Source organism: Erythrobacter fulvus (genome assembly GCF_028595285.1).
GTDB classification, from domain to species: domain Bacteria; phylum Pseudomonadota; class Alphaproteobacteria; order Sphingomonadales; family Sphingomonadaceae; genus Erythrobacter; species Erythrobacter fulvus.
The window spans coordinates 16185-38097 of the sequence record NZ_JAQQXQ010000011.1 but is presented as its reverse complement, the minus strand read 5'-3'; the positions used below and the strand labels follow the sequence as shown (position 1 = coordinate 38097).

Below are 21913 nucleotides of genomic sequence, written 5' to 3'. Positions count from 1 at the left end.
TCATGAACAGTTCCACTTCCGCCCTTTCCCTGCATCGGCTGGCCGGGATGCCGGCCACGCTGGCGCTGCCGGCCGGCATCTTCGCGCTGCTGGCGCTGATGGTGCTGCCAATCCCGCCGTTGATGCTCGATGTCTTCTTTGTCCTCAACATCGCGATCTCTATCGCGGTGCTGATGGTGGCGCTGAACGCCCGCCGACCGCTCGATTTCTCGTCCTTCCCCAGCGTGCTGCTGTTCGCCACCCTGCTGCGGCTGGCGCTCAATGTCGCCTCGACCCGGATTGTGTTGATGAGCGGGCACGAAGGCGGCGCAGCGGCTGGCGAGGTGATCGAAAGCTTCGGCCAATTCCTTGTCGGCGGCAATTTCGCGGTCGGCCTGTTCGTCTTTGCAATCCTGATGATCATCAACATGATCGTCGTCACCAAGGGCGCGGGCCGCGTCTCCGAAGTCTCGGCGCGCTTCGTGCTCGACGCGCTGCCGGGCAAGCAGATGGCGATCGACGCCGACATCGCCGCAGGCCTCGTCACGGCCGATGAAGCGCGCGAACGCCGCCGCGAGGTGACGGTCGAGGCCGATTTCTACGGCTCGATGGATGGTGCATCCAAGTTCGTGAAGGGCGATGCGATTGCCGCGCTGCTGATCCTCGGGGTCAATATCATTGCCGGTCTGGCGCTCGGCATGATCAGCCACGGCCTGAGCGCAGCTGAGGCGGGCGAGGTCTACGTCACGCTCGCGGTCGGCGATGCGCTGGTGGCGCAGGTACCTGCGCTGCTGCTGTCGATTGCCGCAGCCGCGATCGTCACCCGCGTTTCCGACACCCGCGACCTTGCCGGACAGATCGGCGGCCAGTTCGCCGATCCGCGCGGATGGTTGCCGGTGGCGTTGATCCTCGGCGCGGTGGGGCTGGTCCCGGCGATGCCGCAAACCATCTTCCTGCCGGCCGCTGCCATCGCGGGCGCGATCTGGTGGCAGCTGAAACGCCGTGCCGCCGCGCCGCCGCCCGAACCCGTTGCCGTGGCCGAGCCTGCACCGGATCATATCGCACTGGCCGACGTGTCCGATCAGACGCTGGTCACCATCGAGCTGGGCTATGGTCTGGTCAGTCTGGTCGACGAGGAGGCAAGGAACGGGGACACCGCCGCGCCGCTGATCGCCCGCATCACCGGCATCCGCAAACAGCTGTCGCGCGATCTCGGCTTTGTCCTGCCGCAGTTCCGGATCCGGGATTCGCTGGATCTTCCGGCGCAGGACTATGCTGTCCGGCTGGGCGGCGTCAGCATCGCACGCGGCAGCGTGAAACCGGGCAAACTGCTCGCCATCGACGCAGGCGAGGTGCGCCCGGGCCACGGGTTGACGGGAGAGGCGACCCGCGATCCCAGCTTCGATTGCCCGGCGCTGTGGATCGCGCCCTCTTCGCGTGAGCATGCGATTGCCGAAGGCTTCCTGGTGGTCGATCCCGCCACTGTCATCGCCACCCACGCCAATCAGGCGCTGCTGGCCGACGCGCACCAGTTGCTTGGCCCCGACGAGGTGCGCGAATGGGTCGACGGTCTCAAGGCCCGCGCTCCGGCACTGGTCGAGGCGGTGACGCCCGAGCCGCTGTCGCTCGCCGCGCTGACCCGCACCCTGCGCGCGCTGCTGGCCGACGGCATAGGGCTGGCCCATCCGCAGCCGCTGTTCACCTCGCTGGCGCTGGCATTGCAGAAGACCAGCGATTTCGATGCGGTGATCGATGCCGTGCGCGCCGATCTGGGTGCGCGGCTGATCGCCCGCATCGCCGCACCGGGCGAGCCCTTGAAGGTCGCGACGCTGGATGCCGGGCTCGAAAGCGCGATCCTAGGCGGGATGATCGACCCCGCGACCGGCCAGCCCCTGATCGAGCCCGATTGCGGGGGCATGATCGTGCGCGAGATCAACCGGCTTGCCGATGAAGAGAAAAGCGGATTGGCGCTGATCGTCCAGCCGCCTGCGCGCCGCGCGCTCGCCGCGCTGCTCAAGCAACGCGCGCCCCGCTGTCTGGTGTTGTCGATCGCCGAACTGCCGCCGACCCAGGCGATCCTTGTGGTGGGCGTCATCGGCGAACCTGCGCCGGTCGCCGCGCCGGCGCTTGCCGCCCCTGAAGCGACGGAGCCTGCATGATGAAACACGACCACACCGGCTTTGCCGCCGCCGCCCCCTATTCCCCCAGCCGCGCGGAAGTAGAAGACCGCGTGCGCCGCTTCCTTCCGCTGGTGCGCCGCGCCGCGTGGCATATCCACGGCAGCGGGCGGGACGGACTGGAGATCGAGGATCTGGTGCAGGCCGGCATCGTCGCGCTGACCGAATGCGCGCAGCGTCACACCGGGCCGACCGAGGACGGCTTTGCCGCCTATGCCAAGATCCGCGTGCGCGGAGCCATGCTCGACGAAGTACGCCGCGCCGCGCACGACACCCGCACCGCGCGCCGCAAACGCGCCGCCTATGAACGCGCGCTCGGAACCTTGCGCGGGCAACTGGGCCGCGAGCCGAGCCGGGCCGAACTTGCCCGGCTGCTGGAGGTCAGCGACGCGGAATTGCTGGCAATCGAGAGCGCGGGTGTGACGCTGACATCTATCAGCGAGGAATATGACGAAAGCTCCACTGCCTTTGCCAGCGAGGATCCCGACCCGTTCGAGGCGCTGTGCGCCGCCGAGGACCGCGAGCGCCTGCTAACGGCGATGATCGAACTGCCCGACCGGCTGAAGCTGGTGCTTCAGCTGTTCTTCGTCGAGGAATTGAACCTCACCGAAATCGCCGCCGTGCTCGATGTCAGCGTGCCGCGCGTCCACCAGCTGCGCGCTAAGGCCCTGAAAGACCTGCGCGCGCTGATGGAAGCGGAAATGGTGGACTAGGCTCTAGCCCGCATCCCCGTCGGCATGAGCGCCGCCCGCATGGGTCGCCGCTTCCGAACCGCCCGCGCCGTTGCCGCCATTGGCTTCCCACCAATAGGGTGCACGCGGCGCGGCCCCGGTGCCGACCTCGTTCAGGGTCTTGGCATCATAGAGCCGCCCGCCGAGCATCACCTGTTCGATATCGTCGGAATTGCGGATGTCGGCACTGGGATCGGCGGACAGGATCACAAGGTCGGCAAGCTTGCCCGGCTCGAGGCTGCCGATGTCCTTGGCCATGCCGAGCGACTGGGCAGAGACAATAGTGCCCGCCTTCAGTGCCTCGACCGGGCTCATCCCGCCGCGCGCGAAGCTCCACAGCTCCCAATGCGCGCCGATGCCCGCCTGCTGGCCATGGGCGCCGATGCTGACCTTCACCCCGCGCTCCGCCAGCTTGTTGGCCTCGCGCGCGTTGTTGTCGTCGACGAACGACCATTCGGGCGCCTTGACCCGCCGTGCGGTCGCCGCAAGCAGCGCCTTGGGCGGGGTGTGGATCATCAGCGGATGATCGTACACGTCCATCGCCTGCCGCCAGTAGGGATCGCCCGCAAGGCCGCCATAGGTGACCACCAGCGTGGGCGTGTAGTTGCTGTTCGACTGTCCGAAGAATTGCAGCACGTCCTCGTACATCACGTCGACCGGCACATTATGTTCGATCGTCGAATTGCCGTCGGCGACAAGGTTCATGTCCATCCCGAACAGCGAACCGCCTTCGGCCACCACCAGCATGTTTTCCGCCGCCGCCGCGCGGGCGACCATCTGGCGCTGTTCACGCCGGGGCTGGTTGTAATTCTTCACCGAAATGCCGCCCTGCGCCTTGATCCGGCGTACATGGGCGAGCGCATCGTCGTACGAGTCGATCCGCGCGTAGACGCTGGGCGCCTTCGCCCCGTAGATGATCTCTCCGGTCGAGAATATGCGCGGGCCGAGCGTCAGGCCCGCACGCTGGCGTTCGGCGGCAGCGAAGACGGTGCTGGCCTGGCTCGACGGGTTGTGGATCGTCGTCACGCCCAGCGCGAGGTCCTGCAACAGCGTCCAGTTCTGCTGCGGGATCAGATCGCCGACGCCATAGGGGCCGTGGGCATGGGCATCGACGAGCCCCGGCATGATGGTCTTTCCGGCCGCGTCGATCACGGTCGCGCCTGCGGGCACCGTCACGCTGCCCGCCGGGCCAACGGCCTTGATCCGGTCACCCTCGATCACGATCGTGCCGTTGTCGATCACGCCCGCATCCTCGCGCGGCAAGCCCGCCTTCATGGTCAGGATGCGCGCACCGGTGATGGCGACACTGCCGGCCGGCTTGGCCGCCTGCACGGGAACGCCCAGCGGCACGCCGGTGGTGGGCGGGGTGAAGCCTTGTGCCTTGTCGCCTTCCGCCTTGGGAGCCGCTGGGAAGAAATCGGCGACCGCCGCGCTCTGCAGCTCCGGTCCGATCGACCAGAACAGCGTTTCGCCGCCGCGCGCCCAGCCGAGATAGTCCGCGCCGCCGGTGCTGACCTTGGTGACAGGCAGCGGGCCACCCTTCTCGCTGACGTCGACCGGCTTCCCGCCGGGCACCAGCGGCATCGCGAAGACTTCGTAATTCTGGCGGAAAGCGATGGTGCGTCCATCGGGCGCGATGCGGAAATCATTGGCAAGCTCGCCCTTGGCGTGCACCCGCTTCGCCTCGCCATTGAGATCGGTCGAGATCAGCGCCAGCCGTCCGCCCTCGCCCGCCAGCATGAATAGGCGATCATTATCGGTTCCCCATTGCGGATTGCCGCCGTTGCGGCTGACAAGGCGCGGCGCGGCCGAGCCGTCTGCGGGCATGACATAAACGCCCGGGTTCTCCGAAAAATCGGGCGAAGTCAGAAAGCCACCTTCGCGCTTCTCGAAAGCGATCAGGCTACCGTCGGGCGAGAAGGCAAGGTTGCCGTAATGCCCCGGCCCCGTCAGCGCGCGGCGGTTCTGCCCGTCGGCATCCGCGACGACGATCTCGCCCAGCGTCTTGTCGTTCCAGCGCACATAGGCGAGCCGGCTGCCGTCGCGGCTGAAGGCGGGGAAAGCTTCGAGCGCGTCGGCATCGTCACCCGTCAGCGGTCGCGGAAGATCGCGGCCCCGCGCCGACTTCACATGCAGCCGCCCGAGGCTTTCGAACACCACTCGCGACCCGTCGGGCGAGAGCGTGGCGAAGCGCGGCATGGTGGTCATGAAATTATCGGGCGAAACCTCGATCACCGGGTGGGGCGCATCGGCGATGCCGCGCGTGTCATTGATCGAAAACGGGATGACAGCATGGCCACTCCCGTCGCGATTGACGCGGTTCAGCTTGCCGCCCGCCCAGAACACGATTGCCGAGCTGTCGGGCAGCCAGTCGATATTGGGATAGACCCCGGTCACCGCCCAGGTTTCCTGCACGTCGAGATCGAGCGCGCCGTAAATCATCCGCTCGCGCCCGCTGGCAAGGTCTTTCACCCACAGCTGGCTTTGGTCCTTGTCGCGCCGGACGAAGGCGAGTTCCTTGCCATCGGGCGAAGGCGCCGGACGCACCGCTCCGCCATAGCCCGAAACCGCGGTGGTCACTTCGCCGGTGGCCAGATCGTGGCGTTCGATCGCGAAAATGCCGCTCTGCGAATCCTGCGCGTATTCGAAGGTGTTCCCGGGGGTGGTATTGCGGGTGTAATAGATCGCGCTGCCATCGGGCGCGAACGCAGGCTCTCCGAGTTCCTTTTGCAGGCGTTCGTTGGCGCGTTCCACCACCTGCACCCCGCCGCCGCCGCTGACGTGGTAGATCCACACCTCGCCCGTCCCGGCGCTGCGTTCGGTGGTGTAGTGCTTCTTGGCCGCGATGAACCGCCCGTCGGGAGACCAGGTGGGCTGGTTCAGAAGGCGGAAGTCCTCCTTCGTCACCTGCCGTTTATCGCTGCCGTCGACATTCATGACCCAGATATTATCCCCGCCGCCCCGGTCCGAGGTGAAGGCGATGCGGGTGCCGTCGGGCGAGAAGCGCGGCTGCACATCCCATGACAGGCCTTCGGAAATGCGCTTCGGCGTGCCGCCGGTGATCGGCATGGTGTAGATGTCGCCAAGGAGGGTGAAAGCGATGGTCTGGCCGTTCGGCGACACATCGACATCCATCCATGTGCCTTCGTCGGTCTTGATCGATACCTGCCTGATCGTCGCGCCCTTGGGCGCCTCGACGCTCCAGCTTTCCTCCGCCTTGGCGTCCTTGCCCTTGGGGGCGGCGGCAAGCGGTGTGGCAATGCAGGCGGCCCCGGCGAGCAGGGCGGCGGCGATTTGGCGCATGGTATTCTCCCTCTATCGGCGCGGGAGACTAGACCCTGTTTCTGCCGGTTGGAAGCATTGTCATCGCGTCAGGAAGTCCGCTGGATAGGAGTGGTGCGCAGCAGGGGCTGGTTTGCCCCTCTGTGATTGACAGGCCTGCCGCTTTGCTATCCTCTTGCGGCAAGGCACTGTCCACGGGGGGATTGGACAATCGCATATGACAAGAAACCACCGCGCGTGGTCGGGCTGCTTGGCGCGACCGTGATCAATCTCAACGCGGTCGTCGGGTCGGGCATATTCGCGCTGCCTGCCCTGCTATTCACTGCGGCCGGCACATTCTCGCCTATCGCGATCCTGATATTCGCCTGCTTTTATGCCAGCATCATGGCGGTTATCGCCAAGCTTTCGACCGTGTTCAGGCAGTCGGGCGGGTCACAGCTTTATGCCGAGCATGCTTTCGGCAAGGTCGTGGGTTTTCAGGCCGGGTGGTTCGGCCTTGCGGCCAACATGGCAGGGTCCGCAGCCAATTTTCACGTTCTTCTATCCTATCTCGCCTCGATCTTCCCGGTCTTCGGCGACCCGGTTTTGCGTCTGGCGAGCATTGCCGCGTTGATCGTGATGTTCACCGCGATCAGCATCAGCGGCACGCTGCGTGCGGTCCGCGCGATCGAACTGGGTACGGTGCTCAAGCTTGCCCCGATCCTGCTCCTGTGCCTTGTCGGGTTCGCGCAGAACGGGGTGCCGACAGATGTGGCGCTGCCGGTGTTTTCGGAAGTCGAATCGATTGCGTTGCTGCTGGCGTTTGCGTTTTCGGGCGCGGACATGGCCACGGTCGCGGCCGGCGAGACAAAGGAACCGCGCAAGACAGTGATGCTGGCGATCTTCATCAATCTTGCCGGCATCGCCTTGTTTTATGCGCTGGTGCAATGGGCCTATATCGCGATCGCGCCTGATCCGGCCGAAGTCGATGTGCCGCTTGCCGCAGCGGGTCAGGCCGTGTTTGGCCCTGCAGGCAACCTGATGATCAGTCTGGCTGCGATATTCTCGGTCGCGACTTTCCAGCTGAATGTGTTCTTTGCGATGCCGCGCATCGCCTATGGCATGGCGCGGCGCGGGCTGATGCCGCATGTGATGTCCTATGTTTCGCCGCGTTTCGAAACCCCGGTGGTCGCGATCGGGGCTTATGCTTCCGTTGTCGGGCTGCTTTCGCTGACCGGCAGTTTTGCGATCCTCGCAGTCCTTCTTGTAAGCGTGGAGCAGACGCTGTTCGCGCTGACGATCCTGGCGCTGGTGGTGATGTGGTGGCGCAAGGAAGCAGGTTTGCGCGCGACGATGGGCGCACGCTGGCTGGTGATCATTCCGGTGGCGATCGGCATGGTAATGTGGCTGCTGTCTCAGGTCCCGCCGGACGCGGCACGATCAACCCTGTTGCTGCTGGGTATCGGATTGGTGCTGTATTGGGCATCGGGCCGCGCGGCCGTGGTGCAGGACGGGATCGACCTGCCCGAGACCCGCACCACCCCTGTATGATCCATCACAACGCGCCGCTGGAGGTGATCCGGTCTCTGGATTAGCGGCGCGATAGAATGTTGTTAGTGTCCGCGATCCCGCCGGTCGATCATGGACAAAATCCGGCAGAACCGGGCATCCTCACCGGTCATGACGACGCAAGGATCAGCGATGCTGCGTACCATCACCAATAATTTCGCCATCCTGACATTGCTGGGCGTGGGGCTGGCCTGGTTTTTCCCCGCGGGCTTCACATGGATGACCGACGGCAGCATCCGCGTTGCGGGCCAGCCGCTGCTCAGCCTCGCGCTCGGCACGATCATGCTGGCGATGGGGCTGACTTTGACGTTCGACGATTATCGCAGCCTTGCCGCCCTGCCGCGCGCGCTGATCGCGGGCGTAGCGTTGCAATTCGCGGTGATGCCGCTGACCGGGTACGGGATTGCGCAGGCGCTGGGGCTGGAACAAGGGCTGGCAGTCGGGCTGATCCTTGTCGCCTGTTGCCCGGGCGGCACGGCGTCCAATGTGGTTGCCTTTCTGGCGCGCGGCAATGTCGCGCTGTCGGTTGCAATGACCATGGCCTCCACGCTGGCCGCAGTGGTGCTGACCCCGCTGCTGACCGGTTGGCTGGCCGGGGCCTATGTGGAGATTGACCGGGCAAACCTGCTGGTCAACATGATCGGTATCGTGCTGGTGCCGGTGGTGGCGGGGACGCTGCTCAACCGCCTGTTCCCCCGCGCTGCGCAAGCGGTAAGCGCCGGGCTGCCGCTGGTGGCCATCGTGCTCGTGATCCTGATCGTCGGCGGGATCGTCGGCGGGGCCAAGGCCCAGATCGCGCAACATGCGGGCACGCTGCTGCTGGCGACCTTCCTGCTCCACGCCTGCGGCTTCGCGCTGGGTTACGTGCTGGCGCGGATGCTCGGGCTGGGCGAGGTGGAGGCGCGGACGATCAGCATCGAGGTGGGGATGCAGAATTCCGGCCTCGGCTCGGGTCTCGCCAAGACCTCCGCCTTCGCCGCGCAATTCGCGAGCCTGCAACAAGCCACCCTTGCCCCGGTCCCGGCGGCGATTTCGGCGGTGTGGCACGTGCTGATCGGCAGCCTGCTGGCAGGGTGGTGGCGGCGGGATCAGACAAACGATCCCGACCCCTTAGGTTGACACGCCCCGGATAGCTGCGATGCTGCCTCCTCAAATCAGCCTTCGGGGGGAGGCAGTCTTTTTGGAAAAAGCAGTAGAACCGCCACGGGTGGTCGGCCCGGTGGGGGCGACTCTCATGAGCATCAACGGCATGATCGGTGCGGGTATCTTCGCCGTGCCGGCGCTGCTTTATGCCGAAGTCGGCAATTTCGCGCCGTGGATGTTTCTGATTTTCGGTTTGTTCTACGCCTGCGGCACTCTGATTGTCGCGCGGCTGTGCAACATGTTCCGCTCATCGGGTGGACCGCAGCTCTGGATACAGGCGGCATTCGGGCCTTTTGCCGGCTTTCTGATCGGATTCTGGATGGTGCTGGGCATCAGCGCGGGCCGTGCGGCAACGCTGTATGTGCTGGTTGCCTACTTGGCCGTGATCTTTCCGGTGCTTGCCGAACCGGGGGCGCGGGCACTGGCGCTGGCGTTCCTGCTTGTCGCGCTTACCGGGATCGTCATTTCGGGCATGCGGAACAGCATCGGCTCGCTGGCGGTGGGAACCGTGTTCAAGCTTGCGCCGATCCTCTTGCTGTGCGTGATCGCCTACGCCTCGGGCGGCATTGCGACCCAGTTCACTCTGCCGCGCTTCGGCCAGTTCGAAAGCGTCGCGCTGCTAGTCTATTTCGCCTTTTCCGGCGCGGAAGCCGGTGCCTTTTCAGCCGGTGAACTGAAGCGGCCCCGGCGCGATCTGCCCCTGACGATGCTCGGTTCGCTAGCGCTGATAACTGCATTCTACATGGCGGTGCAATGGGCCTTCATCGCCGCCGGCGCCCCGCAGAGCGATGGGGATGCGACCCCGCTGGCCGCTGCTGCCGGAGCCGTCATGGGCGATACAGGCGTGCTGATCATCAGCGTCGCGGCGGTCTTCTCGATCGCGACCAATGCGCTAAACTATTTCATCGGCGGGCCGCGGGTCGTCTTCGGCATGGCCGATCGCGGCCTCTTGCCCGCGACATTCGCCCATGTGTCGCCCCGGTTCCGCACGCCTGACCGCGCCGTGCTGCTGTTTGCTGCCGTCACAGCCATAATGCTTTCGAGCGGTGCCTTCGTCTTTCTGGCGCAGGTCACGTCGCTGGCATCAACCGTGACAAGCCTGCTGGTGATCGCCAGCTTCGTTATCCTGATGCGCCGCACTGACGAACGGCACAATGGACGCCTCGCGCTCTATTGGTGGCCGGTGATGGCGGTATCGGGCGGGTTCACGCTGTTCACGATGATTCAGGCCCCGGCGAGCGCCTTCGGACTAATGATCGTCTTGCTGATCGTGGGAACCGGCCTCTATTTCGCGGCGCGGCGCAAGGAGACGCGGGTTCCCTCGCCTGAATTCGACTAGACGAACGTCAGGAAAACTGGCCCCGCTTCGGCCCGAGATAGCCGAACAGGTACGCCCCCACCTTGCGCATCTGGATTTCCTCGCTGCCCTCGGTGATCCTGTAGCGGCGGTGGTGGCGGTAGATGTGCTCGAACGGCTTGTGCCGCGAATAGCCGATGCCGCCGTGGACCTGCATCGCACGGTCCGCCGCCTCGCATACCAGCCGGTTCGCCCAGTAATTGCACATCGAGACCTTGTCGGAGATGGTCTTCTCGATCTCTTCGTGAGGCATGTTGTCCATCTCCCACGCGGTCTTGAAGATCAGGAGCCGCAGCATTTCCGCCTGCGTCGCCAGTTCTACCAGCGGGAACTGGATACCCTGATTGCGCGCCAGTTCCTCGCCGAAGGGTTTTCTCTCCCGCGCGTATTTCACGCTTTCGTCGATGCAGTAGAGCGCCGCGCCGCAGCTCGACGCCGCCTGCCGGATGCGGTTCTGGTGGACGAAGCTCTGCGCCAGCGCGAGGCCGCGGCCTTCCACGCCGAGGATCGCGCTGTCGGGCACCCAGACGTTCGTCACCGACAGGCGCGGGTGATCGGTGGGCATGTTGAAGGTCCACATCCACTCCTCGATTTTCAGGCCCTCGGTCGGGTTGGGAACGAGGAAGCAGGTAATCCCGCTGGCATCGCCAGCCTTGCCCGCCGTGCGCGCGAACATCGCGCAGTGGGTGGCGACGTGCATCCCGGTGATCCACATCTTCTCGCCGTTGATCAGCCAGCCATCGACCCCGTCGCGGGTTTCCCTGACAGCGTGGGTCTCCATGTGGGTGGCGTCCGAGCCGTGGTGCGGTTCGGTGAGGCCAAAGGCGACGCGCCGCGTGCGTTCAAACCCGCCAGTGATGAATTCCTGCTTCTGTTCCTCTGTGCCCCACTGATCGAACATGGCGACGAAGGGGAAGTTGCCGACGATGGAGTGTTCGTTCTGCAAGTCATTGTGCAGCCCGAGGCCCGCCCTCGCAAAATGCTCGCGGATCACCGCCATCCAGAGGTTGCTGCCGTCCTTCCCGCCATAGCGCTTGGGGGCGGAGAAGCGCCAATGCCCGGCCTTGTCAGCGCGGCGCGTAGCTTCCTTAAGCAGTTCCTCCCACTCGTGCCGGGGCAACCCGCCCGCCTCGAAGTCCGTGCGCGCATATTCGCGGCGGTGGTCGAAGAAGCGGATGTTTTCATCCTGCTGCTCCAGCGGCTTGATCTCGGCGGCGATGAAGGCGTCGAGTTCGGCGAGATAGGCTTGCAGGTCGAGGGGAAGCGCGAAGTCCATGGGTTATTCCTCTCCGGTCCATTTTTTGCGCGCATGGGCGAGCGCGGGGTATTTGGGGACGTCCGTTGTTAGCTTGTCCAGCGCGTCGGCTCTGAGCTCACTCAGTAGCTTCTTCGTTTTGAGCGATTTCTTACCTTTGAGAATATAGCGACAAAGCCCCTCGTCAGTGGTCAAGAGCGGCACCGTATCTTCGTTCTCTCGCGCAACTATGCCCAATGCGTTTCTAGCGACCGCAAGTTGAAAGCGATCGTGGCCATCCAACTTACCTTTCAGGGTCGCGAGCCATTCGCTCACGGCTGTCACGATCTCGGATGTCGCCGCTTCACCGGAGCGCATCAATTCGACCCGCGCGAACAGAACCTCTCGCGCCCGCTCCTCTTCCGGCGCATCCTCCTCCAGCAGCAGCAGCAGATCGAGTTCCTGCTCGCTCGTCCGGCGCGAGATCACGACGCGCTCCAGCATCCGGTCCGCGCCGCTGCGCCATTGGGCGGCCATCTTGAGGCACCCGAGCGCCCACCACACGGTGCGGTAGATCGTCCAAAAGCGAAAGCGCAGCGGATCGATGGTCACCCCCGCCTCGGCCTCGTAGGCGGCGATATAGTCCGCGATGCTCCCCAACCCCAGCGCGGGCCGATCGTAGCGGGCGAAGCGCCACACGGCCATGCAGCCGAAGGCGAGGTCTTCGTGGCGGTCGCCGAAATGGGCGATTTCCCAGTCGAGCACCCCGGTCAGGTGCGAGCCCTCGACCAGCAGATTGCCCATCCGGTAATCGCCGTGGTTGAGCACCGGCTCGACCTCGGCGGGGCAATTGTCTTCCAGCCACTTGAGGCCGAGCGCGATGATCGGGCGATCCCCGCCCGCGTCGAAAAACTGCTGCTTCAAATCGGCAATCGCGGCGCGGTAATCCACCACCGGCACGCCTGCGGGTACATCAGCCTGCCGCAGGCGGTGGATGCGGGCGAGGTCGCGGGCGATGCCGCGCAGCAGACCGTCAGGGTCGTCGCAGCCGAGGATCGCCTTAGGATCCGCCGTCCCCGGCAGTGCGCGCATGACGAAGCCGGAACCGAGGCCGTCCGCCTCTTCCAGCACCGCCACCACTTCCGGCGCGGTCACGCCCTTGGCGCGGGCGGCTTCGATCAGCGCAGCCTCAACCGCGTGCCCGTAAGGCCGCCCCTCCATGAAGGCGAGGCTCGGCGCGCGGCGCAGCACGTAATCGGAATGGTCAGCGGAAAACCGCCAGCTTTCCATCACCGCCCCGCCCGTCAGGCGCTGCGGCTCCAACGACAAAGCGCCGAGGCCGACGCGGGCACACACCCGCGCCAGCCCGGCGCTCAGTTCTTCGACCGAAATCCCCACGGTCTTACGCGGGGACGTTGTCCTTCTTCACGGTGATCACCTGTGCGTATGTGAACTCCTTCAGGCCTTCCTTGCCGTATTCGGCACCGAAGCCCGACTGCTTGTGCCCGCCGAAGGGCGCGAAGGGCGAAAGGTGGAGATATTCGTTGATCCACACCGTGCCGGTTTCGAGCTGCTCGGCGATTTCCACGCCCTTGTCCGGATTGCCGGTCCACACCGCACCGGCGAGGCCGTATTCCGAGTTGTTGGCGCGGGCGATCACCTCTTCTTCCGAAGAGAACTTCATCAGAGGCATGACCGGGCCGAACTGCTCCTCGGCGACGATGCGCGCATCTTCGGGCGGGTTGTCGAGGATGGTCAGCGGCACGAAGTAGCCGGTGCCGCTCGGGTCCACATTGCCGCCCAGCAGGAACTTGTAGCCGTTCGACTTGGCATCCTCGATCAGCTCGAGCACGCGGTCATACTGCTTCTTGTTCTGGATCGGGCCGACGCCGGTGCCTTGCTCGCTGCCGTCGCCGACCTTCACGGTCTTGGCATATTCGACGATCGCGGCGCTGAGTTCGTCATAGATGTCCTCGTGGATATAGACGCGCTTGGCCGCCACGCAGATCTGCCCGGCGTTCGAGAAGCTCGACCAGAATAGCTGTTCGGCGACCTTCTTGGGATCGGCATCGGGCAGCACGATCGAGGCGTCGTTGCCGCCGAGTTCGAGCGTGATCCGCTTGAGATCGGCGCTGGCGCCTTCCATGATCTTCTTGCCCGTCGCGGTCGATCCGGTGAAGGTGATCTTGTCGATGTCGGGGTGGCTGGTGATCATCGGGCCGAGGTCATCCTCGCCGGTGATGATGTTGACGACGCCAGCGGGCACCTTGTCGGCGATCAGCTCGGCAATCTTCAGCGTGGTCAACGGGGTGAAGGGCGAGGGCTTCAATACGATGGTGCAGCCCGAAAGCATCGCGGGCACGATCTTCTGGATCGCCATCATCACAGGGAAGTTCCACGGCACGATGCCGCCCACCACGCCCACCGGCACGCGGCGGGTGCGGCTGAGGCGGGTGTCCGAATCCTCGTTGATCTCGTCATCGAGGCTGAGCGTGGACTGTGCCGCGCTCATCGCGGCTGCGCCGTAGATTTCGCCCTTGGCTTGATCGTGCGGCTTGCCCTGCTCGCTGGTGAGCAGGCGATAGAGTTCCTCGGCATTGGCCTTGATCGCGCCCGAAATCGCCATGATCGCGGCGCGGCGTTCCTCGATCCGGGTGTTCTTCCACGTCTTGAACGCGGCGCGGGCGGCGGCGACCGCCTTGTCGAGCTCGTCCTTGCCGCAGGCCGGGACCTGACCGATCACCTGCTCGGTGGCCGGATTGACCACGTCGAGCCAGCGGTCGGTGGCGACCATCTCGCCGCCGATCAGGTTCTTGTACTGGGTGACCATCTTCATTCCTCTCTCGTCGAATGGGGGGAGTCGTCTCTCCCGCGCAAAGTGGCGCGTTGCATTCAAAAACGCAATCGCTGCCTTGGCCACAAGTGTAGTGGGCACGACGGCCCGTATCGCCTAGCGATTGCGCTATCGCCGCACGCGCCTATGGAGACGCGCAGACATGCCTTTCGAGGAGAGCGACGCATGAGTGATTCCCGCCCCGATCTGGTCATCTACGGTAGCCCCGTATCCCCCTTCGTGCGGAAGGTCGCGGGCGTTTGCATCGAAAAGGAGGTGCCCTACGAGGTCGAGGCGGTGAACGTATTCGATCCGCCCGCGTGGTTCCGCGAGATCTCGCCGATGAAGCGCATCCCCGTGCTGCGCGACCGCTCGATGGCGGAGGAAGGCATCGCCGGCACGATCCCCGATTCCAGCGCGATTTGCGCCTTTATCGAGAAGAAGCACCCCGCACCGGCGCTTTACCCGGCCGATCCGGCGGCGCTGGGCGAGGCGCTGTTCATCGAGGAATTCGCCGATACCACGCTCGCCATGGCAGGCGGGCTGGGCATCTTCCGGCCGATCTACTTCGCCATATCGAAGGGCGAGGAGCCGGGGCTCGAAAAGGCGCGAGACACCTGGGCGAACCAGTTGCCGCCGGTGTTCGACGTGCTCGAAACGCGGCTGGCGGGCCGGGAATTCTTTGCCGGAGATGCGCTGTCGATTGCCGATATCACCGTGGCCTGCGTGCTGATGCAGGTGGCGCTGGTGGCCGAGACTCCGCTCGACAAATGGCCCGGCCTTGCCGCCCACTTTGCCGCGATGCAGGCGCGCGATTCGATCGCGACCCCCTACGCGGCGGCGGAAAAGGTCATCCGCAAGGCCTTGCCGACCCGCTTCGACCTGACCTAATCCCTCCACCCCACGGGCTTAAAAGGACAAGGCGGCAGGCATGGCCAGCGAATGGTGCATCGGGATCATCGGCGGATCGGGCCTTTATGCGATGGACGGCATAGAGGACGCGCAGTGGATCGCGATCGACACGCCGTGGGGCGATCCTTCGGACGAGATCCTGTGCGGAACGCTCGGCGGGGTGAAAGTGCGCTTTCTCCCGCGCCACGGACGCGGGCACCCGATCAGCCCGACCGAGCTCAATTCGCGCGCCAATATCGATGCGCTCAAACGCGCCGGCTGCACTGATATCATCGCGATATCGGCGGTCGGTTCCCTGCGCGAAGAACTGGAGCCGGGACGCTTTGCGATCGTCGAACAATTCATCGACCGCACAGTGCACCGCGAAAGCACCTTCTTCACCAGCGGTTTCGTCACCCATGTCTCGATGGCCGATCCGGTCTGCCCGCGCCTGTCGGACATGGCGGCCAAGGCAGTGGCCAAGGCGAAGGGCAAGGTCGCCGTCGGCGCGACCTATCTTGCCATGGAAGGCCCGCAATTCTCGACCCGCGCCGAAAGCCGGATGTACCGCCAATGGGGCGCGGACGTGATCGGGATGACGGCCATGCCCGAAGCCAAGCTCGCTCGCGAGGCGGAGCTGCCCTATGCCCTCGTGGGGATGGTCACCGACTACGACTGCTGGCGTGAAGGCGAGGCAGTCGATGTCGCGCAGGTGATCGAACAGATGCAGGCCAACGGCGCGCTCGCCCGGGCGATGGTGAAGAACTTCATAGAGGCTCTGCCGAAAAAGCGCGAAGCCTCGCCAATCGACACCGCGCTCGATGATGCGGTGATCACCGCGCCCGACGAACACGATCCGGCGGTGATGGCAAAGCTCGACGCGGTGGCCGGACGCCTGTTCGGATAGGCCGCGCGGGGCCCCGTCGCGTCCAAAAGCGGATATTCGTTTACCGACCCCGAAGCGGTCAGCAGCCTGAATGCAGGCGGGATACCGCCTGCCACGATGCAGCAACATCGTCAGCGCCGGCCTCAAGAAGCTGCTCTGCATGCCCCGAGCGGATATGCGAACCAACCGTTAGCCCGAAGACCGTCATCCCGGCTGCCTTCGCGGCTACCACCCCCGAGACGCTGTCTTCGACAACGAGGCACCGGGCCGGTCGCACGTTCAAACGCTCGGCTGCAAGCAAGAATATATCAGGATGGGGTTTGCCTCGCTCGACCATGTCCGCGCTGAATACAGTTCCTGGAAAATCCGCGGAGAGTCCGAGAACCTGAAGGCAAAGGCTTAACCGCTCGCTCGTGCTTGAAGAAGCAATGCATTTCGGCAGTGATCCCAACTGGCGAATGAACCTGGTAGCGCCTCTGATTTCCTTTAGATCGCTCTCGAATCGCTTTAAAGTTGCGAGCATGAGCGCGTCCGAGAAATTCGAGGGCAGCTGCTGTCCGAGTGCATCTTCGATCGTCGCCAAGACTTCGGGCCACCGCCTTCCCATGTAACGCTTGTAGGCATCCTCGAGAGTGGTTGGCACACCCATGCGTGTGACGTGCTCTGCCAGCACCTGATTGGCCAAGGCTTCGCTATCGGCAATAACACCGTCGAAATCGAAAATGACTGCATCGAATCTCATGCCGCCCTAATGCCAACCAGCCGAGCGTCGGGAAACCACCCATCGCCGGCCACACACTTTCCGGCTCCGCGCGCCCGAAAGCTGCCCCCGGCAGACTAGGCCCAGTCCCCCAGCAATGGCGAGAATTCGTCCACCCGGATCGACTGCCACACGCCGCCGGTGAGATAGGGGTCTTCCGACAGGATTTCGCGCGCGGCGGCCTCGTCTTCGGCCTTCACGATCAGCAGCGATCCGATGATCAGCCCGTCGGCGCGCTTCAACGGGCCGACGATCACGAAATGATCGGCATTGGCGTGAATGAAATCGAGATGCGCCGGGCGGTGCACTGCGCGCAGGCGGCCGCCATCTTCCCCGTCGCGGCAGTGGAAGCAGAACATCCGCATGGCTGGTGACCCCTTGTTGTGGCCTGCCGACCTTAACAGCCGCCCGCCGGGGTTCAAGCGGGCGCACCATGCGACTTCGCTTGAAAGCGGGCGGCATGAAGTCCAGATCGCAGCGGATACCACGACTCGAACGCAAGGAAAGCTCCTCCCTCGTGACCACAACCGACCTGCCGCCCCGCACCGCCCAGTTGATCGACCGCGCCGACCTGCGCCGCGCCTACCGCGCCGAAGAGGAAGCCTGCATCGCCGCGCGGATCGAACAGGCCGCCCCTGCCGCGCGTGTCCATGCTGAGGCGGCGACCCTCGCAATCCGGCTGATCGAAGGCGCGCGGGAAGAGAAAGCGAGCGGGATCGACGCTTTCCTGCAGCAATACGGGCTCGATACCGAGGAAGGCATCGCGCTGATGTGCCTCGCCGAGGCGCTGCTGCGCGTGCCCGACGCGGCGACCGCCGACGCGCTGATCCGCGACAAGATCGGGACCATCGAATGGGGCGAGCATCTGGGCGAAAGTTCCTCCACCTTCGTCAATGCCGCCACCTTCTCGCTGATGCTGACGGGCGAGGTGCTGGAACAGCCCGAAGCGCACCAGAAAGGGCTCGGCAGCGCCTTCAAGCGGGCGATGAACCGTCTGGGCGAGCCGGTGATCCGCACCGCGACGGCACAGGCGATGCGCATTCTCGGCGGGCAATTCGTGTTCGGCCGCACCATCGAGGAAGCGCTGAAGCGCGCCGCGCCCGAACGTGCGAAGGGCATTACCCATTCCTTCGACATGCTCGGCGAGGCGGCGATGACATTCGCCGATGCCGAAAAGTATCGCCGCGCCTATGAAGCCGCGCTCGAGCGGCTGGCGCGCGAGGCCGGGGCGGGCGTCGCCGGATCGCCGGGCATTTCGGTCAAGCTGTCGGCGCTGCACCCCAAGTACAATTTCTTCCACGCAGCCCAGGCCCGCGCCGAAATGGTGCCGGTGGTCAAGGCGCTGGCGATCAAGGCACGCGATGCCGACATCCATTTCACCATCGACGCCGAAGAAGCCGAGCGGCTCGAACTCAGCCTCGACATCATCGAGGCGCTGGTCGCCGATGACGAGCTGTTCCGCCGCCCGGACGGCAGCCGCTGGGAAGGCTTCGGCCTTGCCATTCAGGCCTATCAGAAGCGCGGCGTGCCGCTGGTCGACTGGGCGGGCAAGCTTGCCCGTCGCCACGATCGCAAGCTGTTCGTGCGGCTGGTGAAGGGCGCCTATTGGGACAGCGAGATCAAGCTCAGCCAGGTGGGCGGCTATGCCGATTATCCGGTGTTCACCCGCAAGGTGGCGACCGATGTTTCCTACCTCGCCTGCGCCGCCCGCCTGTTCGAACATGCCGACGTGATCCGCCCGGCCTTCGCCACGCACAACGCCTATACCATCGCCTCGATCAAGGAGATGAGCGCGGGCAAGGCATTCGAATTCCAGCGTCTGCATGGCATGGGCGAGGAAGTCTACGACGCACTCCACGCGCTCGAAGGCAACCAGCGCACCCCTGTGCGCATCTACGCGCCGGTGGGCGGGCACAAGGAACTGCTCGCCTATCTGGTGCGGCGCCTGCTGGAGAACGGAGCCAATACCAGCTTCGTCAACCGCATGGGCGATGCCGATATTCCGGCAGAGGAACTGGTCGGCGATCCGGTGGCCGAACTCGCCGGGCTGACCCCGCGCCGCAATCCCGCGATCCCGCTGCCGACCGACATTTTCGCAGACCGCCGCAACAGCGCCGGGATCGACCTGTCCGATCCGGCCGTGCGCGAGCCGTTGATGGCGCGGCTGAAGAACCTCGAAAACATCCATTGGCGGGCCGAGCCGACCTTCCCCGGCGACACCCCCGGCGAAATCGCACCGATCACCATGCCGCATGATCTGTCCGCAGTGGTCGGCACCCGCCGCGACGCGACAGCCGAAGAAGTCGACGATGCCTTCGCCCGCGCCGCCAGGATCCAGCCGGGCTGGGACGCGCTGGGCGGCGAAAGGCGCGCGCTGTTGCTGGAAGAAGCCGCCGACCTGTTCGAGGCGCACACCGACGAATTCCTGTCGCTGTGCCAGCGCGAGGCGGGCAAGACCCTGCTCGACGCGGTGCTGGAACTGCGCGAGGCGGTCGATTTCCTGCGCTACTATGCCCAAGGCGCGCGCAACCAGTTCGGCGCGCCGACGATCCTGCCCGGCCCGACGGGGGAGGAAAACTCGCTCTCGCTCCACGGGCGGGGCGTGTTCGCCACGATTTCCCCGTGGAATTTCCCGCTGGCGATCTTCACCGGCATGGCCGCCGCCGCGCTCGCCGCGGGCAATGCGGTGATCGCCAAACCCGCCGAACAGACCCCGCTGATTGCCGCGCTAGCGGTAAAGCTGTGCCACGAGGCCGGCATCCCGCCAGAGGCGCTGCAACTGCTCCCCGGCGCGGGACAGGTCGGCCAGCTGATCACCGCCAATCCGCTGCTTGCGGGCGTCGCCTTCACCGGATCGACCGAAACCGCGCAGGCAATCAACCGTACGCTGGCAGGCCGCGACGGCCCGATCGCCACGCTGATCGCCGAGACCGGCGGCCAGAACGCGATGATCGTCGATTCCTCGGCGCTGCCCGAACAGGTGGTGCGCGACGTGCTGGCGAGCGCCTTCCAGAGCGCGGGCCAGCGCTGTTCGGCGCTGCGCGTGCTCTATCTGCAAGACGATATCGCCGATGCGATGCTGGCAATGATCCGCGGCGGGTTCGAGGCGCTGAATATCGGTGACCCGGCCAGCCTCGCCACCGATGTCGGCCCGGTGATCGATCCGGACGCGCAGGCGCGGCTCGAACGCCATGTCGCGCGCTGCCTTGCATCCGATCGCAAGGTCACCCGCCTGCCGCTGCCGCCGGGGGTGGAAGCGGGCTGCTTCGTCGCGCCCACCATCGTCGAGATCGGATCGATCCGCGATCTCAGCCGCGAACATTTCGGCCCTGTCCTCCACGTGGCGCGCTTCAAGGCGAGCCAGCTGGAGCAGGTGATCGAGGACATCAACGCCAGCGGATACGGCCTCACCCTCGGCCTGCACAGCCGCATCGCGGCGACGCGCCGCTTCGTGCAGGCGCGTGCGCGGGTCGGCAATTTCTACGTCAACCGCAACCAGATCGGCGCAGTGGTGGAAAGCCAGCCCTTCGGCGGCGAGGGCCTGTCGGGCACCGGGCCGAAGGCAGGCGGGCCGCACTACCTCGCGCGCTTCGCGACCGAGCGGGTGATGACGATCGACACGACCGCCGCCGGGGGCAATGCCAGCCTGCTGACGGCAGGCTGAGGCGGGGCGGATTTCGGCTATCGGGAGTGACGAAGAACCGGCAGAATGTCCGGGGATGGGTGGATTGCTGCCATGCCTCGCGCTAAGCCAGATCATGCTTTGGCTCCGGATTTTCGCAATCGCTCTCGCGTCGTGGGCGGCTCTTGGATGGCCAACAGCTGCCACGTCGTCATCTCCGCCAGAGGCACAACAGTGCTTCGATGCCTTGGTTGTGGCCAAGGTCGTGGGACAAGTCCCGAGCGACTTCCCGGATTCAGACGATGACTATATCGTGATGTCTTGGCCCTACTTTATTGACCTCGAAATAGTGCGGGTTCTTGAGGGATCCATTGGGGCGAGGAAGATTACCGCACTGTCTGTTCAGCACACCTATTGGCGCAGCGATCTGGGCGCACGAAGGTGGTGGCTGCGACGTAACACCGCGAGTGGCTACAACATCCTGCGGATCGAAGATGGTGCTGAACCACCCAAGTGCCCTCAGGGAGCAGCACCCGCCCGCTCGTATTTGGAGCCAGCACCCGGCCAGACACTAGACGAAATGCGGAAGGCGGGAGAGCGGAGGTATGGAAGCCGCCCGTAGTCCGATTAGATGATCGGACCGCATTTGCTCATGGCAACTATGGGGTCGGAAAGCGAACTTCCACTTTCTACCGCATCGCCGCGAAAGCGGACGCGGTTGGACCGGGGCGGCAAGACTCATCCGGATAATTCCGCCGCACCCCTTGTCGCCCTTCCCCCCATCGGGAATCACATCTCCATGGCGATTCTCTCCGACAAATGGATCCGCACGCAGGCGCTCGAGCACGGCATGATCGAACCTTTCGTCGAGGCCCAGCGCCGCGACGGGGTGATCTCCTATGGCCTGTCTTCCTATGGCTATGACGCGCGGGTCGCCCCGGAATTCAAGATCTTCACCAATGTCGATTCATCGGTGGTCGATCCCAAGCAGTTCGATCCGAAAAGCTTTGTCGATCGCGAGACCGATGTCTGCATCATCCCGCCCAATTCCTTCGCGCTGGCCCGGACGGTCGAATATTTCCGCGTGCCGGAAGATGTGCTGGTGATCTGCCTCGGCAAGAGCACCTATGCGCGCTGCGGGATCATCGTGAACGTCACCCCGCTCGAGCCGGGATGGGAAGGCCATGTCACACTGGAATTCAGCAACACCACGCCGCTGCCCGCCAGGATTTACGCCAACGAAGGCGCGTGCCAGTTCCTGTTCCTCAAGGGCAACGAACGCTGCGAGACCAGCTACAAGGATCGCGCGGGCAAATATATGGGCCAGCGCGGGGTGACGCTGCCGCGGCTCTAGGGCGCTAGGGCGGTTTCCTACAGGGGCGGAGCGGGATTAGCCTGCCCTGCCCAACCGCAAGGATCCCGGCTGATGATGATTGCGCTGTCATTCCCCTGTGTCCGTCCGCGCGCCGC

The 21913-nt window shown here is 65.0% G+C and carries 15 protein-coding genes; 9 read left to right on the top strand and 6 right to left on the bottom strand.

The genetic code is table 11. The annotated features are described in order from the left end of the window. The first annotated feature begins 2 nt into the window (after positions 1-2). Both OIK40_RS13025 and OIK40_RS13020 read left to right on the top strand, forming a co-directional pair. On the top strand, positions 3-2138 hold the full coding sequence (locus OIK40_RS13025; RefSeq protein ID WP_273678780.1) for a flagellar biosynthesis protein FlhA: 2136 nt from the start codon (positions 3-5) through the stop codon (positions 2136-2138). Further along, entirely contained in the window at positions 2135-2869 is a 735-nt protein-coding gene (locus tag OIK40_RS13020; protein WP_273678779.1) for a sigma-70 family RNA polymerase sigma factor, read from the top strand. Before OIK40_RS13025 ends, OIK40_RS13020 begins: the two co-directional genes overlap by 4 nt. 3 nt (positions 2870-2872) lie before the next feature. On the opposite strand, the gene OIK40_RS13015 is transcribed toward OIK40_RS13020, so the two are convergent. Further along, positions 2873-6190 (bottom strand): amidohydrolase family protein, encoded by a 3318-nt coding sequence (locus OIK40_RS13015; RefSeq protein ID WP_273678778.1) that lies wholly within the window; start codon positions 6188-6190, stop codon positions 2873-2875. A gap of 216 nt (positions 6191-6406) precedes the next feature. On the opposite strand from OIK40_RS13015, the gene OIK40_RS13010 reads away from it, so the two are divergent. From OIK40_RS13010 to OIK40_RS13000, 3 genes are all read left to right on the top strand, one after another. Continuing rightward, a complete protein-coding gene (locus tag OIK40_RS13010; protein ID WP_273678777.1) occupies positions 6407-7699 on the top strand; it encodes an APC family permease in 1293 nt (430 codons plus the stop codon). A 150-nt stretch (positions 7700-7849) separates the two neighbouring features. Then, the gene (locus OIK40_RS13005) at positions 7850-8836 is read left to right on the top strand and encodes a bile acid:sodium symporter family protein (RefSeq protein WP_273678776.1); all 987 of its coding nucleotides are present in this window, start codon (positions 7850-7852) and stop codon (positions 8834-8836) included. Between the two features lie 19 nt (positions 8837-8855). After that, positions 8856-10199 (top strand): APC family permease, encoded by a 1344-nt coding sequence (locus OIK40_RS13000; protein WP_273678775.1) that lies wholly within the window; start codon positions 8856-8858, stop codon positions 10197-10199. A gap of 7 nt (positions 10200-10206) precedes the next feature. Here the strand turns inward: OIK40_RS13000 and OIK40_RS12995 are convergent, their stop codons facing one another. From OIK40_RS12995 to OIK40_RS12985, 3 genes are read right to left on the bottom strand one after another with little or no spacing between them, the layout of a single operon-like run. Continuing rightward, on the bottom strand, positions 10207-11493 hold the full coding sequence (locus OIK40_RS12995) for an acyl-CoA dehydrogenase family protein (RefSeq protein ID WP_273678774.1): 1287 nt from the start codon (positions 11491-11493) through the stop codon (positions 10207-10209). Between the two features lie 3 nt (positions 11494-11496). Further along, positions 11497-12849, bottom strand: a complete 1353-nt coding sequence (locus OIK40_RS12990) for a phosphotransferase (protein ID WP_273678773.1) — start codon at positions 12847-12849, stop codon at positions 11497-11499. Positions 12850-12853: 4 nt separating this feature from the next. Beyond that, positions 12854-14281, bottom strand: a complete 1428-nt coding sequence (locus OIK40_RS12985; protein WP_273678848.1) for an aldehyde dehydrogenase family protein — start codon at positions 14279-14281, stop codon at positions 12854-12856. Positions 14282-14470: 189 nt separating this feature from the next. Here OIK40_RS12985 and OIK40_RS12980 point away from each other — a divergent pair, with 189 nt between their 5' ends. Both OIK40_RS12980 and mtnP read left to right on the top strand, forming a co-directional pair. Then, the gene (locus OIK40_RS12980; protein ID WP_273678772.1) at positions 14471-15175 is read left to right on the top strand and encodes a glutathione S-transferase family protein; all 705 of its coding nucleotides are present in this window, start codon (positions 14471-14473) and stop codon (positions 15173-15175) included. A gap of 40 nt (positions 15176-15215) precedes the next feature. After that, entirely contained in the window at positions 15216-16082 is an 867-nt protein-coding gene (mtnP, locus tag OIK40_RS12975; protein WP_273678771.1) for an S-methyl-5'-thioadenosine phosphorylase, read from the top strand. A gap of 58 nt (positions 16083-16140) precedes the next feature. Here mtnP and OIK40_RS12970 read toward each other — a convergent pair whose 3' ends face one another. Both OIK40_RS12970 and OIK40_RS12965 read right to left on the bottom strand, forming a co-directional pair. Further along, the gene (locus tag OIK40_RS12970) at positions 16141-16803 is read right to left on the bottom strand and encodes an HAD family hydrolase (protein ID WP_273678770.1); all 663 of its coding nucleotides are present in this window, start codon (positions 16801-16803) and stop codon (positions 16141-16143) included. Positions 16804-16898: 95 nt separating this feature from the next. Then, entirely contained in the window at positions 16899-17186 is a 288-nt protein-coding gene (locus OIK40_RS12965) for a YciI family protein (RefSeq protein ID WP_273678769.1), read from the bottom strand. A gap of 152 nt (positions 17187-17338) precedes the next feature. On the opposite strand from OIK40_RS12965, the gene putA reads away from it, so the two are divergent. Together putA and dcd are read left to right on the top strand one after the other, a co-directional pair. Next, the gene (putA, locus tag OIK40_RS12960; RefSeq protein WP_273678768.1) at positions 17339-20485 is read left to right on the top strand and encodes a bifunctional proline dehydrogenase/L-glutamate gamma-semialdehyde dehydrogenase PutA; all 3147 of its coding nucleotides are present in this window, start codon (positions 17339-17341) and stop codon (positions 20483-20485) included. Positions 20486-21242: 757 nt separating this feature from the next. Then, on the top strand, positions 21243-21797 hold the full coding sequence (gene dcd, locus OIK40_RS12955) for a dCTP deaminase (protein ID WP_273678767.1): 555 nt from the start codon (positions 21243-21245) through the stop codon (positions 21795-21797). Positions 21798-21913 lie beyond the last annotated feature (116 nt).